Origin of the sequence: Roseixanthobacter liquoris (genome assembly GCF_043195135.2) — a bacterium.
In the GTDB taxonomy this organism is placed as follows: Bacteria; Pseudomonadota; Alphaproteobacteria; order Rhizobiales; family Xanthobacteraceae; genus NCEH01.
In genome coordinates this window covers 4,282,990-4,298,756 of the sequence record NZ_CM195537.1, presented here as the reverse complement: position 1 = coordinate 4,298,756, position 15,767 = coordinate 4,282,990, and the positions used below count along the sequence as shown (strand labels likewise).

Annotated in this window: 14 protein-coding genes and 1 pseudogene; 10 read left to right on the top strand and 5 right to left on the bottom strand. The window is 60.3% G+C overall.

The window, feature by feature from the left end; all coding sequences use genetic code 11:
- Positions 1-6 precede the first annotated feature (6 nt).
- Genes V5F84_RS19410 through V5F84_RS19390 form a run of 5 tightly spaced genes read left to right on the top strand, consistent with a single transcriptional unit; the run spans position 7 to position 5,131 of the window.
- A complete protein-coding gene (locus tag V5F84_RS19410) occupies positions 7-1,569 on the top strand; it encodes an AMP-binding protein (protein WP_394042090.1) in 1,563 nt (520 codons plus the stop codon).
- Positions 1,566-2,354, top strand: a complete 789-nt coding sequence (locus V5F84_RS19405) for an enoyl-CoA hydratase/isomerase family protein (protein ID WP_394042091.1) — start codon at positions 1,566-1,568, stop codon at positions 2,352-2,354. The genes V5F84_RS19410 and V5F84_RS19405 overlap by 4 nt, the downstream gene beginning before the upstream one ends.
- A gap of 15 nt (positions 2,355-2,369) precedes the next feature.
- A complete protein-coding gene (locus V5F84_RS19400; RefSeq protein ID WP_394042092.1) occupies positions 2,370-3,275 on the top strand; it encodes an SMP-30/gluconolactonase/LRE family protein in 906 nt (301 codons plus the stop codon).
- Between the two features lie 24 nt (positions 3,276-3,299).
- The gene (locus tag V5F84_RS19395; RefSeq protein WP_394042093.1) at positions 3,300-4,322 is read left to right on the top strand and encodes an AraC family transcriptional regulator; all 1,023 of its coding nucleotides are present in this window, start codon (positions 3,300-3,302) and stop codon (positions 4,320-4,322) included.
- A 50-nt stretch (positions 4,323-4,372) separates the two neighbouring features.
- Positions 4,373-5,131: an N-acyl homoserine lactonase family protein gene (locus V5F84_RS19390; RefSeq protein ID WP_394042094.1), complete on the top strand. Its 759-nt coding sequence runs from the start codon at positions 4,373-4,375 to the stop codon at positions 5,129-5,131.
- A gap of 269 nt (positions 5,132-5,400) precedes the next feature.
- Here the strand turns inward: V5F84_RS19390 and V5F84_RS19385 are convergent.
- A pseudogene (locus V5F84_RS19385) lies at positions 5,401-6,090 on the bottom strand (IS3 family transposase); the annotation flags it as partial.
- A gap of 171 nt (positions 6,091-6,261) precedes the next feature.
- Between V5F84_RS19385 and V5F84_RS19380 the strand changes: the two are divergent.
- Both V5F84_RS19380 and V5F84_RS19375 read left to right on the top strand, forming a co-directional pair.
- Positions 6,262-7,284 carry an IS110 family RNA-guided transposase gene (locus V5F84_RS19380; RefSeq protein WP_394042096.1) on the top strand — a complete coding sequence of 341 codons (1,023 nt, stop codon included), beginning with the start codon at positions 6,262-6,264 and terminating at the stop codon, positions 7,282-7,284.
- Between the two features lie 193 nt (positions 7,285-7,477).
- Positions 7,478-8,667 (top strand): IS3 family transposase gene (locus V5F84_RS19375; protein WP_394042121.1). Its coding sequence is split into 2 segments (ribosomal slippage): positions 7,478-7,727 and positions 7,727-8,667, totalling 1,191 coding nucleotides; the frame shifts between segments, so codons are not numbered across the junction.
- A 15-nt stretch (positions 8,668-8,682) separates the two neighbouring features.
- Here the strand turns inward: V5F84_RS19375 and V5F84_RS19370 are convergent.
- Both V5F84_RS19370 and V5F84_RS19365 read right to left on the bottom strand, forming a co-directional pair.
- Entirely contained in the window at positions 8,683-8,904 is a 222-nt protein-coding gene (locus tag V5F84_RS19370; protein WP_394042097.1) for a hypothetical protein, read from the bottom strand.
- Positions 8,905-9,475: 571 nt separating this feature from the next.
- Positions 9,476-9,844, bottom strand: coding sequence for a Cas10/Cmr2 second palm domain-containing protein (locus V5F84_RS19365; protein WP_394042098.1), 369 nt, complete (start codon positions 9,842-9,844; stop codon positions 9,476-9,478).
- 376 nt (positions 9,845-10,220) lie between these two features.
- Here V5F84_RS19365 and V5F84_RS19360 point away from each other — a divergent pair, with 376 nt between their 5' ends.
- Positions 10,221-12,389, top strand: coding sequence for a hypothetical protein (locus tag V5F84_RS19360; protein ID WP_394042099.1), 2,169 nt, complete (start codon positions 10,221-10,223; stop codon positions 12,387-12,389).
- A gap of 400 nt (positions 12,390-12,789) precedes the next feature.
- Here the strand turns inward: V5F84_RS19360 and V5F84_RS19355 are convergent, their stop codons facing one another.
- Entirely contained in the window at positions 12,790-13,362 is a 573-nt protein-coding gene (locus V5F84_RS19355; RefSeq protein ID WP_394042100.1) for a 3'-5' exonuclease, read from the bottom strand.
- Between the two features lie 496 nt (positions 13,363-13,858).
- On the opposite strand from V5F84_RS19355, the gene V5F84_RS19350 reads away from it, so the two are divergent.
- Together V5F84_RS19350 and V5F84_RS19345 are read left to right on the top strand one after the other, a co-directional pair.
- Positions 13,859-14,113 (top strand): hypothetical protein, encoded by a 255-nt coding sequence (locus V5F84_RS19350; protein WP_394042101.1) that lies wholly within the window; start codon positions 13,859-13,861, stop codon positions 14,111-14,113.
- Between the two features lie 42 nt (positions 14,114-14,155).
- Positions 14,156-14,419: a DUF1488 family protein gene (locus tag V5F84_RS19345; protein ID WP_394042103.1), complete on the top strand. Its 264-nt coding sequence runs from the start codon at positions 14,156-14,158 to the stop codon at positions 14,417-14,419.
- Positions 14,420-14,439: 20 nt separating this feature from the next.
- Here V5F84_RS19345 and V5F84_RS19340 read toward each other — a convergent pair whose 3' ends face one another.
- Positions 14,440-15,738 carry a glycoside hydrolase family 130 protein gene (locus V5F84_RS19340; RefSeq protein WP_394042104.1) on the bottom strand — a complete coding sequence of 433 codons (1,299 nt, stop codon included), beginning with the start codon at positions 15,736-15,738 and terminating at the stop codon, positions 14,440-14,442.
- Between the last annotated feature and the right edge of the window lie 29 nt (positions 15,739-15,767).

The window sequence follows — 15,767 nt, the reverse complement described above, 5'->3', positions numbered from 1 at the left end:
GGCGCAATGCGTGCACAATCTGAGATCGAACAGCTTATCCGGCAGCGGGTGTCCCAACATCCTTCGGCAGTGTGGTTGAAGTTCAAGGACGATCAATACCGCTGGGAGGAAGTCCTTTCGCTTTCGCAACGCGCGGCGAATGGCCTGTTGAGGCTTGGTGTGCGACCGGGCGACAAGGTCGCGTTGATGGCGAGCAATTCGCCGGAATTTCTGTGGCTATATTTCGGCGTTCTGTTCATCGGCGCGGATGTGGTGCCGCTCAATCGCTGGCAACGCGGCCCGGCGCTGGAACATATGCTCGCGGATTCTGGCGTCGCCGCCATCGCCTTCGATCCCGATCTGGAACCCTTCATCCAGGAGGCACGCGGGCGCGCCGATAAGCTGCGGTTCCTGATCACAGTCAATGCCGAGAACCCCAGTTCGCAAAGCATCGATCTCGCCGCGCTTATGGACGCCCCGGACACGGAGCCGGACGTGCAGGTCGACACCCCGGTGGGCGCCGTCGGCCTGCTCTACACCTCGGGCACCACCGGTCGGCCGAAGGGAATCGTCGCCTCCAAGTACGAGCCGCTGCTCAGCCCCTTGCTGTCGGCCATCGGCGTGCGGCCGGGCGAAACCATGTATGCCTGCCTGCCGCTGTTCCATGCCAACGCCCTTCTGATTTCCGCCTTGGGTTCGATCCGCCTGGATGCCAAGCTTGCGCTCGCCGAGCGCTTCAGCGCCTCGCAATTCTGGGATGACTGCCGCAAGTTCGACGCCGTCGAGGTCAATACGCTGGGCGCGATGGCTCCCATACTGATGAAGCAGCAAGCGAAGCCCGACGACCGCGACAACCCGGTGCGGACCTTTCTCTCCGTCGGCACGCCCGCCGGCGTCTGGCGGGATTTTGAAGAGCGGTTCGCAGTCAGGATCGTGGAATGGTACGGCATGTCCGACGCACCTGGCATCCTGCTGAATACCTTCGGAAAAGTCGGCTCGGTCGGCAAGCCGGCGGCGGGAGCCGAGTTCATGGTGGTGAACGAAGCCGGGCAGCCGCTACCTCCGGGACGATGCGGGGAATTGTGGTTCCGACATGCCGCCGGGCAGGCCACCGCCTATCACAATCTGCCGGAAGCCACTGCAAGCGCCTATGAAGGCGGGTGGTTTCATTCCGGTGATCTTGGCGAGCAGGACGAGGACGGGTTCTTCTATTTCCGAGGCCGGGCCAAGCTCGCGATCCGCCGTCGCGGCGAGAACATCTCAGCCTGGGAAGTGGAGGCGGTGCTCGACGCTTGCCCCGAGGTGCTCGAATCTGCGGTGATCGGCGTCCCTTCGGAGGTCGGAGAGGAAGAGGTTATGGCCGTCGTCGTGCCGCAGCCGGGACACAGCGTATCTCCCGAACGGCTGCTGGAATTCTGCGAGGGCAAGCTTGCATATTACGCAGTCCCGAGATTTGTCGAGATCGTTAGCTCCTTGCCCAAGACCGGGACGCAGAAGATCCAGCACAATGTGCTGAAGGAGCGCGGGCGCACATCCGCCACGTGGGACCGGGAGGCGGCGGGGTTCGCCGTGGCGAGAGGCCGGAGATGACCGCGTTGAAGAGTAGTGCGCAATTGAGCGCGCCGGGCGAGGTATTGTGCGAATATTCCGAAGACGGCGCGGTGCTGGATATCGTCCTAAACCGACCGTCGAAGCGAAACGCCCTGTCGCCGCCGATGGCGCGTGAAATCACGGCCGCGCTGAAGCGCGCGGTTCGTGAAAACGTCCATATGGTCGTCTTTCGCTCTACCGTGAACGGTGCTTTCTGTGCGGGGTTCGATATCGGCTACATGAGAGACGCTTCCGCCGACCCGGCAGAACCGCTCTACGAACTCTATACCTGCCTGGAGCACTTGCCGGCAGTAACGGTGGCGTTCGCCGACGGCCTCGTGGTTGGCGGCGGCGTCGAACTGTTCCTGTGCTGCGATCTGCGGCTTTCCTCGCCGCTCTCGACCTTCAGGATGCCGCCGGCCAAGCTCTCGGTCGTCTATGAGCGCGAGGGCATAGCGCGCTTCATCCGTCGGACAGGGCTCGCCGCGACCACCGAGCTATTCCTGACTGGCCGGAGCCTGACGGCACAGGAGGCGGAACGATGTGGCCTCGTCACCCGCGTCATGACCGAAGATGCGTTCCTCGACTATCGCGCGGACATTTCGACCGGCGCACCCCTGGCCCAGCGGGCCATGAAGGAAATCATCGTCGCGCACACGGCCACGCCGGGCATGAGCGATGAGCGCTTCGGGCAGCTCAAGCGGACCGTATCCAATAGCCTGGACCGCGATGAGGCCCTCAATGCGTTCAAAGAGAAAAGACCGCCCCGGTTCACCGGGCGCTAGAGGGAGAATTCACCAATGCCGGCCATCGTGTCGCAGCCTGAGATCATCTCCAGGGGGCACAAGCTGCTCGAAGCGCCGATCTTCGACCGGACGCTCGGCTTGCTTTTCACCGATGCGGAGCGCGGGGGCGTGTGGCGCCTGGATGAGACAGGCGTACCCCAACTCCTGATCCCGCATCGGCGCGGCATCGGCGGAATGGCCATCCACGCCGCAGGCGGCGTCGTCGTCTCGGGCAGAACCGTTGCCTTCAAACCGATCCCGGATGGCGGCACTGTTGCCCTGATGCAGAACGATCCGGCGGCCGGCCGGATAGGCTACAATGATCTCGTGACCGACCGGAGTGGACGCATTTATGTCGGCTCCATGAGCTTCGTTCCGATGCTCGGCCAGATCGAAACGGAGAAGCGCGGAAGCCTTTATCTCATCGGGCTGGATGGCGCGGCGAGCGAGGTGGCGCGGGGCATCCGCCTTTCGAACGGCCTCGGATTCTCCGCGGACGGAGCATGCCTCTATCATGCCGATTCCCTGGCACACTGCGTCTACGCATATGATGTGGCCGATGACGGATCGCTCTCCCCGCCGCGCGTTTTCGTCACCACGGCCGAAGGGATGCCCGATGGACTTGCTGTCGCGGAAGACGGCAGCGTGTGGGTGGCGATGTTCCAAGCCGGCCTTGTCGTGGCCTATAATTCCAAGGGAATGGAAATCCATCGCATCTGGCTTCCGACGCCAATGGTCACCAGCCTGTGCTTCGGCGATGCCGACAACATGTCTTTGTACATTGTCTCGGCGTCGGGCGGGACCGACCCGGAGGTCGGCGGCTGCATCTATCGCATGCGCCTCGACGTTGCGGGCGTCGAACGGTACCCGGCGAAGATTTCATTGAAGGTGGACCACCACGCTTCGCTGTCCACGGCCTGACGATCGAATCTGAGCGTACGAAACATGGCCACGATCGGATCGCATTATTTCAGGGAGTGTCTGCGAGGCGCCCGGGCAAAGGGCGTTCGCACGCAGACCCTTCTTGATCGCGCAAACGTTCCCGCCGTCGTTCTCGCTCCGCTCGGCCGCGGCACGACCCAGCAGATGGCAAGCCTTGTGCGCTGCATCTGGAATGAACTCGACGACGAGTTCATGGGATTTACACAGATGCGGGTCAAACGCGGCGTGTTCGAAATGATGGCGCGCCTCGTCCTGCAGTGCGTCTCAGTCGAGGAGATGTTCGAGCTCGGCGTGCGCTTCTACAATCTCATCACGGACGACATTGTGATGCGCCTGGAGCGCACGCCGGACGAGGTGATCTTCAACGTGACCATGAAGCGGGAGGACCTCGACCCCGCGCATTACTTCATCGAATTCTGGCTCGTCATATGGCATCGCTTCCTGGGGTGGGCCTGCGGCTCCCCCGTTCCGCTGAACTGGGCGGCGTTCACCTATGAATGCCCGTCCAATTATCTTGAGGAATTCAAGTACCTCTTCCCGTGCCGTCACTATTTCAACGCAGAATCGACCTGCATCTCGGTCCCTCGCGAGCACCTGAAGTTGCCGGTCATCAGGAGCAACAAGGAGCTTGAGGAATTCCTGGCGTGCGCGCCGCTGAATTTCATGACGATGCCCAACCTGGACCAGAGCTATACGCGCAGGATCAGATCGCTGCTCGTATCGGAATATGGCGAAGGGATGCAATTTCCTGCTTTTTCCGAAGTGGCCGTGCATCTGCATATGACAGAGCAAACCTTGCGCCGAAGACTGCGGGAGGAATCATCGTCCTATCGCGGCATCAAGGAGAATATTCGCAGGGACACCGCGCTGCGAAAGCTGCTGCGGGGCAATGCATCCATCGGCGACATCGCGCTATCGGTCGGCTATTCCGAGACGCGCGCATTCACCCGTGCATTCCGGCAATGGACGGGCACCAGCCCGGTCCGCTACCGCCGCGAAGTCTTGTGCGATTCGGAAGACTCATAGCCCGCTCGGCTTCGATGCACCCCAGTCAACGCTAGAGTTATAGGCACAGCATGAAGATGACCGCGATCTCCGGGGGCACTTTGCAGATGAGACGAAGTGTTTATTTCGAGGATGCCGCGCCCGGCGAATTGATCACACTCCCCGTTTCGTGCTTCCTGATCCAGCATCCGCAAGGCAACGTCCTGTTCGATACCGGATGTCATCCTGAGCTCGTGACGGGTCCTGTCTCCCGCATCGGTGGCATGGCGAAAATGATGCGCGTGATATCCGAGGCGTCCGTCAACGTGGTTCAGGCCCTGGAGCATATGGGGATAACGCCGGGAGACATCGACGTTGTCGTCAACTCGCATCTGCACCCGGACCATTGCGGGTGCAACGGGTTCTTCGGATCGGCCACCCAGATCTGCCATCGATGCGAGCTCGAAGCGGCCCGGCAGGAAGAGGTCGAGCGCGCGGGTTATTTCAAGGCCGATTGGGCAGGCGGGCCGCCATTCACCGAAATCGATGGGGAATATGATGTTTTCGGCGATGGCCGCATCGTCCTTATCCCACTTCCCGGCCATACGCCGGGAAGCATCGGCGCCTTGGTGACACTCGACCGCGACGGCCCTTTCCTTCTGGCTTCGGATGCGGCGAGCATGCGCGAAAATCTCGATCAGGGGACCATTCCACGCAACACGTGGGATACAGATCGGTTTAGTCGCTCAGTGGAAGAAATGCGCCGCTACCAGCGAGCAGGATTTGAAGTCATATATGGCCACGACGATCATCAATGGACAAAAATAGTACGAAATAGCAAATTCTTGTAGATAAATCAAAGTTTTTTTAAAATAAAAATACAGAATTCTTGTTATAGTCTTGCACGTAACCTTCAAAAACCTCATCAAAACTGCTCTATTAAGAGGCGACAGCTAACAACGGTTTACTTCTATCCGCATTAAGCTGGCTCCTCCGTCGCGACGGCAAGCCTCATCATAGCCCCGAGCCGTCGTGTCCCGCCCGCCATTTTGCTCACGAGGCAGCAGCAAGAGCGAGTCAGAGGAAAGCCTGGTCCCAACCGCCTTCAGGGCATATTGGGTCATGTGATCAGTGGCGTGCGACCCTTTTTTTCCACCGGCTTAGGCGAGAGTCCGCAGGTTGATTTGTGGCCGCAGGCGGCCTGGGTTTCCAGTGGGATTGTTGCGGCGAACTCGGCTGGGGATCGATTGCCGAGAGCTGAATGAGGGCGGTTCAGGTTGTAGTCCTCCTTCCATGTGGCGATGGCGGCACGGGCTTGGCCCAGGCTCGAGAACAGGGTCTCGTTCAGGCACTCGTCCCGGAACCGGCCGTTGAAGCTCTCCACGAAGCCGTTCTGCATCGGCTTGCCGGGAGCGATGTAGTGCCATTCGACACCGGTCTGCTGGCACCATTTGAGGACCGCCATCGAGGTCAGTTCGGTGCCGTTGTCGGAAACGATGGTCGCAGGCCTGCCCCGGATGGCGAGCAGCGCGTCGAGTTCGCGCGTCACCCGAAGGCCCGAGAGCGAGGTATCGGCAACCAGCGCCAAGCACTCCCGGCTGAAGTCGTCGACCACGGCCAGCACCCGGAAGCGCCGACCGTCCGTGAAGGCATCCGACACGAAGTCGAGGCTCCAGCGGTCGTTGATCCGATCCGGCACCAGGATGGGACGCCTCGTGCCGAGCGCTCGCTTGCGTCCCCCGCGCCGACGGACCTGAAGCCTCTCTTCCCGATACAGCCGGCGCAGCTTCTTCTGGTTTGACGTTGCCCCTCGGGGTTGATCCGGTTTGAAGTTCGTTCTGGCCCACTGAGAGGACCAGAACATGAAGCGCAGCCGCTTCTCGGAAGAGATGGGGTATTCGGTCCTGATCTCCTGACCCGTTTGCGGCCTTTCGCGGCGAAGAGGACGATCGGGGCCCGAACCCAGCGCCGGGAGGTCCCCATGGTGTACGTCGGTCTTGATGTCTCTCTGAACTCGGTAGCCGTCTGTGTCATCGACCGGGAAGGTCAAATCCTGAAGGAGGCGAGCGTGGCGTCGGAGGCGTCCGCCATCTCGCAGTGTCTCCAGCCCTGGCGGGATCAGATTGCGAAGATTGGGCTTGAGGCTGGGCCGATGTCGGAATGGCTGACTACGGGTTTGGCGGAGCTTGGTTTTCCCGCCATCAGCCTGGAGGCGCGGCAGGTGAAGGCGGCGTTGTCGGCAATGCCGGTCAAGACTGATCGGAACGACGCACGCGGCATTGCCCAGGTGGTCAGGGCAGGCTGGTACAAGGTCGTGCACGTGAAGAGTATCGGCAGCCAGCATGCGCGAACGTTGGTGGCGGCGCGCAAGCACCTGATCCGCTCCATTGCCGCGTCGGAGCAGACACTTCGCGGATTGCTCCGTCCCTTCGGCTTGAAGGTTGGCATCGTGTCGCGGGCCGGATTTGCCTCCCGTGTCCGAGATCTGGTTGGAAACAACGCCATCCTGGCTGAGGTGATGGCTCCCCTGTTGGCAGCCCGGGACGCATTGATGCAGGAATACCAGCGCCTTCACCGCCTGGTCGTTCAGGTGGTCCGGAATGACCCGGTCTGCCGCCTTTTGATGACCATGCCCGGGATCGGGCCGGTTTCCGCTCTGACATTCAGAGCAACGATCGATGCGCCCGAGCGTTTCGCCCGCTCGCGGTCCGTCGGGGCTTATCTCGGGCTCACACCTCGGCGATATCAATCGGGCGAGATCGATCGGACCGGACGGATCACCAAAGTAGGTGACGGGGAGACGCGAACTGCGCTGTTCGAGGCCGCCAACGTCATCCTGCGACCGAGCACCCGCTGGTCACCGATGAAGGCATGGGCGGTGCGCATCGCTCAGCGTCAGGGAAGCAAGCGGGCGAAGGTCGCTCTGGCTCGCAAGATGGCGGTCGTTCTTCACAGCATGTGGCGGAGCGGCACGGAATTCCGATGGACTGCTGCCGCAGCGTGATTGACCCGGCTGTGGTTCCCTGAACGCCCGTCGCGGGGCGTGGGATGATTGAGTTCGCATGATCTGTCGTTGCAGCCGCTGACGCGGCCGATCACGCCGAAGAGCTTGAACCGATCATTCCATCGAACACCATCATGTGGCGATCCTCGACCACGGACAGAAGCAAAGAACCCGCGGCGTGCCATCATCGGGGTTGACGACACCGGACCGAATACAGAAGCAGATCATCGCGATCTTGAAGGAACAGGAATCCGGGGTCTCGGTCGCGGATCTGTGCCGCAAGCACGGTGTGAGCGACGCCAGCATCTACAAATGGAAAGCGAAGTTTGGCGGGATGGACGTGTCCGAGGCCCGGCGCCTGCGGTCGCTGGAGGATGAGAACGCCAAGCTCAAGCGGATGCTGGCCGATGCGATGCTGGACAACGTCGCGCTGAAGGACCTGCTGGGAAAGAAGTGGTGACGCCCGCTGCCGAGCGGAAGGCCGTCGCCCATCTCGTGGCGCATCACGCGATGAGTGAACGGCGGGCGTGTAAAGCCATCGGCTGCTGCCGCATGACCGTTCGATACCAATCCGCGCGCCCTGACGATCGCGCTCTTCGCGAGCGGATGACAGAGATCGCCCGGGAGCGGCGGCGCTTTGGCTATCGGCGCCTGCATGTCTTGCTCAAACGCGAAGGCCATGTCGTGAACCACAAGCGGCTCTTCCGCCTGTATCGGGGGGAGAAGCTAGCCGTGCGCCGGCGTGGCGGTCGTAAACGGGCGATCGGCACAAGGGCCCCGATGCTGGTCCCCCTCGGGCCGAACGAGCGCTGGTCACTCGACTTCGTCTCCGACCAGTTCACGGATGGCCGTCGCTTCCGGATCCTGGCCATCGTGGATGACTGCACGCGCGAGAACCTGGCGCTGGTCGCCGACACCTCGCTGTCGGGCCTTCGGGTCGCACGCGAACTCGATCGGGTGATCGCCGAGCGCGGTCGGCCAAGGATGATCGTCAGCGACAACGGCAGCGAACTCACCAGCAACGCCATCCTCGCATGGGCGGATCAGGCCCGCGTCGACTGGCACTACATCGCGCCCGGCAAGCCGATGCAGAACGGCTTCATCGAAAGCTTCAACGGCCGCCTCCGCGACGAACTGCTCAACGAGACGCTCTTCTCGTCCCTGCCGCAGGCACGAACCGCTCTGGCCATCTGGCGCACCGACTACAACACCGCGCGCCCTCACTCGCAGCTTGGATGGCAAACGCCTACGGCCTTCGCCTCGACCTTCACCCCGCGCCGGGCCCTGGCGCCGCGCTATGCGACAAGCGCAGCGCCAGAGCCCGTCGCTGCACCTGCCCCAAGGGGCTCCAAAACTGCCGGAAACGAACTCAACGCTGGATAAAAACTGGGGGCAACGTCAGGGCGGAAAAAATACGAAGAGAAGCGCCGCAAAAGTCGCGAATTGCGCGACCACGTTCACCCATTTTGCAGTATCGCTATCGAGCCCGAACCACCAGTTGAGACCGATTCCAAGGCCTATAAACCCGGCGGCAAACATCCATGCCAAGCCGAAGCGCGGCGCGCGCAACCCGACTGCCCGTGCGCAGTCACGGATGATGTGGGTCTCGAGAATGTCCACGTACGCGAATTTCGGGGGGGCTGGTCCACCAACTCGTGGAGCAGAGAGTGCCACGGTTTATCGAAGTCGACACGAGCGAGCACGTCGAAGGTTTGCAGACCCTGCATGTCGTCCACTAGGCCTAATGCGACAAAGTCGCCAATGAAGCGCTTCCTGCACGATGTGACGTCAACTAGGTAGTCACGACTATTTCGGCGGATCGCGCGAAGGTAGCTTCGAAGATTGCGGTAGTGCACCTCTTCATTGTCATAGCTCACCGAGCGTGCAACAGCGGGGCCGTAAAAGGCCTTCACGTCCTGCGCAGGGAGCGAGCCGTTCCGCTCGTCCAGCGGGATCGTCGACCCATCCTCGGCCAGGTATTCAGCGCGCGATGCCAACCCACGCAGACGCTCCAGTACAAGGCCCAAGACGCGGGACGAAAGATCCGAGGGTGCTTGGGAGTTCGAGTCGCCCGGGAAGCCGTAAACGTGGATAAATGATACCTGCTCGACCGCCCCCGAGCGCAAATTGTATGCTACGCTGTTGACGTAGGCGTCTGGGCGCTCTGAGTCGACAAGGACGACCAAGCGGGTCATCCGAGGGAATCCTGGCTGACGACGCGCCCTCCCGCGGCCTTGGCTCGACGGAGGTTCAGATACGCCGCGTCTGGAGTCACGCCGATCCCGAATGAGATCGAACAGCCTGTCGCCGAGGCAAAGGCTGCTGCGAAGCGTGTTAGAACATCAGCATCGAACCTATCAGCGTCTACTGTAAACAGGACGTCATCACCTCCCGCCATTACCGTCTGGGCGCCTAATCGTTCGCCCATTTCCCGCACGAGAGTAGCGATGGCACCCGTCATGGTCTGTGAGAATGCTGTCAGCCCCGCCAGATCATGGCGAAAGAGTGCGGCTTCGACCTTTTCCCGGACGCGATCGGCATCGCCGAGGACGTAGAGCATGACCCCAACTCATCTCTGTTTAAGGACGACGGATAGAGGTCGCCGAGGAAGCCATGTCAGGCCGCGCGGTGGGTCTACGATACCTTGCGGAGGTCCGCACGAATTCTGAACGACGGCATGGCTCGCTGGGCCGATTTTGCTGATGAGTAGATTCACCGAGGAAACCATGGCGGTCAAGCGTCACGTCGTCAAACAGCTGCTGCCGGATCGTCCTTAGCGGATGCACGGGTTGAATGGGTGCTGACGCACAATAGAACCAATATTAACAAGACCGGAAAATAGGTCATAATCATCGGGAGCGCGTCTTTATAACAGGTAAGACAATTATATCTAAAAGCACATTTTTAGTTTTACATATTTTCAATTCACGAGGCGCATGGCGGATATGATCGAGGAGATCTTTTACATATTGGCGATCCCGTCTTGGGAGTCGACAAAAGTGTCGCCATTTCAAGGCTTCGCTCCAGGCCTTTTTCACGTAGCGCCATATCTTGTCGGCGTGCCAGCCTTCCCTAGCGACATTTCCGAACTCGCCATGGATCCGGCGGACCGACTTGCGAGACGGCGGGCGGGCCAAGGTGCCTTGCATTGGTCGCCTGTGACCATTGAAAATCTACTCGATCACGGGCGGCCGACGCCAGATCGGCCGTTCATGGTCGTCATTACAGGAGAGCCCGAAATAGCTCGCCGTGTCGCGACCTGGCGGAGAGGTCTGCGTGTCCGTCCATTGCACCTCAGCGGCCATAAAATCGGGGGTGCAATTCCTCCGCATCAACTGACCGTGGAGCGTTTGCAGCAACACTGTCGCACCGCGCTACGTCAAGCGAAGGAAGCAAACCGCCGGCTCGACATCACCGAAAGGCTATCGATCATTGACGCTTGGCGACCTTGGGAAATGAAGCCATCCGGGCTGCACCATCACTCCCACAACGTGACGCTACCCAACGAGATGGTCCTTCGATCGGTAGGCCTCATCACGGAAAGAGAAGATGGCAAGCTAGAGGTCTCACCTGAGCAGGACTATGTCGACGGCATCACGGAATCGGCTAGCGAAGTATTCAATTTACACCAGCGAGAGAATGACCGCCAAATCTACCTGCTGAACCCGCCACGGCCGGACCTTATTCTTCTGGCACCCTCGATGCATGTCGAAGTGGGAGAGGTTATTGGGAGGGCGAAGCTACCGAAGTCAAGCATGCGCGCATTCAAGGCGCTCGAACGCCAGCGCGGGTACACGATTCAATTCCCGTTACAAGACAAACAGTCCATCAACGAGATCGGGCCCATTTTCGGTCTCCGTGGAGGAGAACTTCGCATCACGACCTACGCGGTTGGGGTTCGCGCCGCGTCCACCGCTGCGGCAACCCTTCGACTTCCTGGTCGAATCAATCGCTCCACTGGCGTCATCGGCCAATTGGCGCGCTTTCTTCGTCACCATGAAAACCCGCCTCCCGTCAAAGCCTCCCGCGTCTTTCGGGCCGTACAAAATGCGCTCGCTGAAACCTTCCCCCGTGAGCACATGGACCTGCTCAGGCAATCGAACTCCGGCATCAAGATAATTGGAGAGGCTCCCCTAGAGTGGCTGCCGCTCGACGATCTCCCGCTTGGGATAGCCCGCGACGTCTCACGCATCGGGACCACTCCGGGTAACTTGCTGATCGAACAGCTGCGCCATGTCCCTCCCATCTACATTCCTGCGGACGATTTCAAAAAATACCTCGTCGTATCAATGTTCGAGGATGGCGACGGCATTGCGCATCATGTGCGGCGGGCGCTTGAGGTCCTTCCTGACGCTGCTGAAGCCAAGCTGACCGGAATCTCTGCCACACCAAAGTCGACCGACGAATTTGTTGCTGTTGTGAATGCCTACAGAGGTCCGATCCTAATCGTCGATAGTCACGGTACCCATACCGACAATCCTAACGTTGGCGGGCTCAATATTGGTGGGAAGGTCGTCGATGTGTGGGGCCTGGCCGGGAAAATGCGGCCGCCGCCTATCGTGATTTTGAGCGCCTGCGATACCCATCCGTTTGATCGCTCACACGCCACCGTCGCGAACGGTTTCCTGCGATGCGGAGCAATAGCAGTCCTAGGGACGGTCCTACCAATCCGCTCGCGGGATGCGGCGATCTTCCTCGTTCGGCTAATGTTGCGCGCCATCTCGTTCGGCAATGCTATGAACGCAAACGGCAGGTCTGCGGCCTGGACCAACATTGTGGGCGGCGCGCTACGAATGCAGCTCGCGAGTGACATCGTTCGTAGTCTTGGAGCACAAGGGCTGATCCCCGAGGATCGTGTCGCCGAAATCCATCTCGAGGCAAATCACGACATCAACCCGCCGAACGAACGAACCGATTGGCTTCCGCGCTTGAAGGAGCGTTGTATTGAGGCAGGAGGCCTCAACCAGGATCAGTGGACGACGGCCTACACAGGCCTCCTTGCGGGGTCAGATGTCATCCGCTACGTCAACATCGGCAATCCAGAAGCGATACTGATCTCCGACGAGCGCGTCCTGAAACGGACGATGCAAGAAGCACAGATGTAAGCTTAGAACTTCAACAGTTGGAGTGCCCACCGGCAAGCACAAACTGGCGGTCCGCATTCGGTGTTGAGATCTACGTCAATTCTTGGCGGATTCCGTTGAAGAAATTTCCAGCAAGTACTTCGAGGTGATTTTTGCGCAAATTAGTTACGCAGTCGCCATCCAGCAGGAATTATTGTTGCGTAAATTGCGCACGATAAGAACGAATATTTCTATCAGAATCGGCTCGTGGAGTTTTTCAACAGAAACGGCGCAAAGGTGCCGACGTGCCCCCACTCGCTGATGTCCGCTCTCGGGCCGCGACCGTTGCCAGATCAATGACCGAGATGGGGGCGCAAAGCGGACGTCCCTGAAAGGGCAGTCGAGGGGCACGTATGGGTCAAACCGACTCATTTGCGCTGCGCTACTTGCTGTCCAGATCCGTGGCCCCATGCCGGTCAGCGCCCCATGCTTCACCCCAGCCGCAAGCACCTCCATCAGCAGCGGCATCCTCCCCGGCCCGGTGCCGCACTTCGGCGTGTTCCAGCTTATCCCGTATCCCCTCGCTAACTTCATCGCCAAGTTCGCGAAGCAGACCATCCCAGCTGTGAAGCGTGAAGCTCGGCTTTATGCCTGCTGCGTCGAACAGGGCATCCATCCAATAAGCGTCGAAGGGCCCACCATCGCACCAGACCTGCCCACTGCCGATCAGCGTGTTCGGGGTCCTGGCGATAGCCATCGGAGGCTCGGCTGTGGCAAGCTCGGCCGGGTCGATGCCATGCACCTCTTGTGACAGTTCGCTCCAATGGCCGAAGTCGGTCCAAGCCTGCGTCGGCCGGATAAGCGCCGACCACACTTGGATGGGCTCCTCGGGTGCCGGCCAGACGGCAACGCCCACCTCGATGGGATATCCGCCATCCTCCAACGAACTCGCCTCAAAATCGATGATGCGAAGAGGCCATTGGATCGTCGGCAATTGCAGCTTCTTGCCTTGCATCTGAAGAACGCTCCTATCCCTTTATCCCGGATACAGCCACCTTGCTCCATGGGGTCAGGCGTCCGGACTAGCGGGAACTCACTCGGTGCGGTTCGCCATGGCGAGGTGGATCAAGCGTCGGTCTCCGAAGACGCGGAAGCGCAGGGCGTCCTGGAAGGAAACCGCGACCACGGCTTCCAGCTCTTGGAACAACGACACCCCTGAGACCTCCAGAACGGTAATGAGCTGGAACGGCGTCTCGGCGAGGCTTGGACACTGCGTGCTGGCATGCCGTCGCAAGCAGTGCCAGACGCCCTCCACAAGATGGTTCCGCGCAAGGCCACGTGCGTGGGAAATTCTCAAGATCGCACGAAGTCGGCTCCACTTTCTTATCCAGACAAAATTCGAACCTGAATCTGAAATAAACTATTATTTTTCTGACATCTTACATTAACTGAATTTTACCCCATTTTAGGCTAGGTAAATTGTTTTGGGAAAAGATGCGATGACTTCATTCATGAAGCAGAAGACGATATCATTTTCTCAGCCGTTCGAAGTGCGCGGCATTGACGGTCTTCAGGCCGCCGGGGACTACATAGTGGAAACTGAAAACGAGCAGCTTTCGGGCGTTTCCCATGCCGCCTATCGGCTTGTGGCGACCAACCTGCACCTGCCTGCCGACTCTGCGTTGCACAGGCCTGGCCAGATTGTCCCGGTCAGCCAGAACGATCTCGATGCAGCGCTGATGAGGGACCGTGACCAAACGCTGTGATGCCGCACTCTCGGCGAGCTCTGACCGTGAGTGGAAGCGACAATGGCGCTTAATTTCCCGAACGTGAGCCGCTGCCTCGATATGGCGCGGAACTGTGTCTGCTTCTGGGGCTATGACGGCGCATTCGAAGTCGCCTTCCAGATGGAAACTGGCGCGCTTCGCCGGATCAAGTCCGACGTGCAGGAGGATGAAGCCTCCCTGCTGCGGGTATTTGACGGCAATCGCGTGCACATCCAGAAGGTCGCCAGCAGCGCCTATTCCAGGCGCCGCCAGAGCCATTATCGCTTGTCGGCGGCGGATTTCTAAAAGCTCGCCCGCGCAGGACTTCACTCCTCCATCAGGTGCATGAGGTCCGCGATCTTGATGGTCGCGAAATTCGAGAACGTGTCCGAGACCGCATAAGGCAGGATGATCTGGTCCTTGTGCCGCATCGCCCCGCACGTATAGACGACATTCGGCACATAGCCCTCCCGTTCGGAAGGCTCCGGCCGTACCAGGGGCTCGCACGAGCGTGCCAGCACCTTGGTGGGATCGGCTTTGTCGAGCAACACCGCGCCGATGGCGTATTTGCGAACTGGGCCGACCCCATGGGTTAGGAGCAGCCAGCCCTCGTCGAGCTCGATCGGCGATCCGCAATTGCCGATCTGGACGAATTCCCAAGGAAACTTCGGCTTCAAGATCAATTGCCCGCCATCCCACGTGCAGAGGTCATCGGACTTGATGAGATACAGATTCTCATTGTCCTGTCGCCCGATCATGGCGTACTGGCCGTCGATCTTGCGCGGGAAGAGCGCCATACCCTTGTTGTGTGACGCGCTCCCCCGCAGAGGGGTGAGGTGGAACGAGACGAAATCCGAGGTTTTCAGCAGTTCCGAACGGATTGCCTTGCCGCTGTAGGCCGTATAGGTCGCATAGAAAATTCGCTGCCCCTCGTCCTCGAATTCGACGAAACGCGCATCCTCGATCCCGTTGGACTGGGATTGCGTAACGGGGAAGATCACCCGCTCACTGATGTCCTCCTCCGGGCCAAAGATCACCTCCACATGCTCACCATCGGGACCGGGCATCCGCGCGCGGATGGTCGGGGTGGAGGCAAGGCGCACGGTCGGATCGATGCTGACGCTGCCATCGGCGGCGATGGTTCCCGATCGGAATGTGAGGGAGGAAATGTGTCCTTCCCCAACCGCGCGCAAGCTGAGGATGAAGCGTCGTCCGCCTTCCGGTGCCCCCGATTGGTCGGGGTGGGCAACGATGCTCGGATTGAACAAAGCCGAGGCTTCGAAGGAATATTCGTGAAGAAAATAGGCTCCGACCAGGCGCCGCTGGGTGGTCGTGAAGATGTCGTGCGCTGCGAGCGCCTCTTCCATTTCATCGGCCCGGGCCTCGAATGTCGCCAGCAGGTTACGGTGCCGGCCCTGGAAGTTCTCCAGCACGTCGGTGAGCTGGCTCTCCGCGGTCTCCGGATCGAGGGCGAGCACCCGGTCCACGATATGATTGGCGCGCGTCTTGTCGGTGGGGTTGAAGTCGCGCGGCTCGGTCGCCGGCTTGAAGGGGCGTACAACCACGCGTGCGGGGTCCGGCAGCAGGTAGAGCGCCTGCCGGTTCAAAAACATGGGGTGGGACACGGCGGCCTCGGTTCTGTTGATGGTTCGCT

What these genes read in the sequence shown, in the direction of transcription:
- V5F84_RS19410 (WP_394042090.1), top strand. Translation starts at nt 7, where the DNA reads ATGCGTGCACAATCTGAGATCGAACAGCTTATCCGGCAGCGGGTGTCC.
- V5F84_RS19405 (WP_394042091.1), top strand. Translation starts at nt 1,566, where the DNA reads ATGACCGCGTTGAAGAGTAGTGCGCAATTGAGCGCGCCGGGCGAGGTA.
- V5F84_RS19400 (WP_394042092.1), top strand. Translation starts at nt 2,370, where the DNA reads ATGCCGGCCATCGTGTCGCAGCCTGAGATCATCTCCAGGGGGCACAAG.
- V5F84_RS19395 (WP_394042093.1), top strand. Translation starts at nt 3,300, where the DNA reads ATGGCCACGATCGGATCGCATTATTTCAGGGAGTGTCTGCGAGGCGCC.
- V5F84_RS19390 (WP_394042094.1), top strand. Translation starts at nt 4,373, where the DNA reads ATGAAGATGACCGCGATCTCCGGGGGCACTTTGCAGATGAGACGAAGT.
- V5F84_RS19380 (WP_394042096.1), top strand. Translation starts at nt 6,262, where the DNA reads ATGGTGTACGTCGGTCTTGATGTCTCTCTGAACTCGGTAGCCGTCTGT.
- V5F84_RS19365 (WP_394042098.1), bottom strand. Translation starts at nt 9,844, where the DNA reads ATGCTCTACGTCCTCGGCGATGCCGATCGCGTCCGGGAAAAGGTCGAA.
- V5F84_RS19360 (WP_394042099.1), top strand. Translation starts at nt 10,221, where the DNA reads ATGGCGGATATGATCGAGGAGATCTTTTACATATTGGCGATCCCGTCT.
- V5F84_RS19355 (WP_394042100.1), bottom strand. Translation starts at nt 13,362, where the DNA reads ATGCAAGGCAAGAAGCTGCAATTGCCGACGATCCAATGGCCTCTTCGC.
- V5F84_RS19350 (WP_394042101.1), top strand. Translation starts at nt 13,859, where the DNA reads ATGAAGCAGAAGACGATATCATTTTCTCAGCCGTTCGAAGTGCGCGGC.
- V5F84_RS19345 (WP_394042103.1), top strand. Translation starts at nt 14,156, where the DNA reads ATGGCGCTTAATTTCCCGAACGTGAGCCGCTGCCTCGATATGGCGCGG.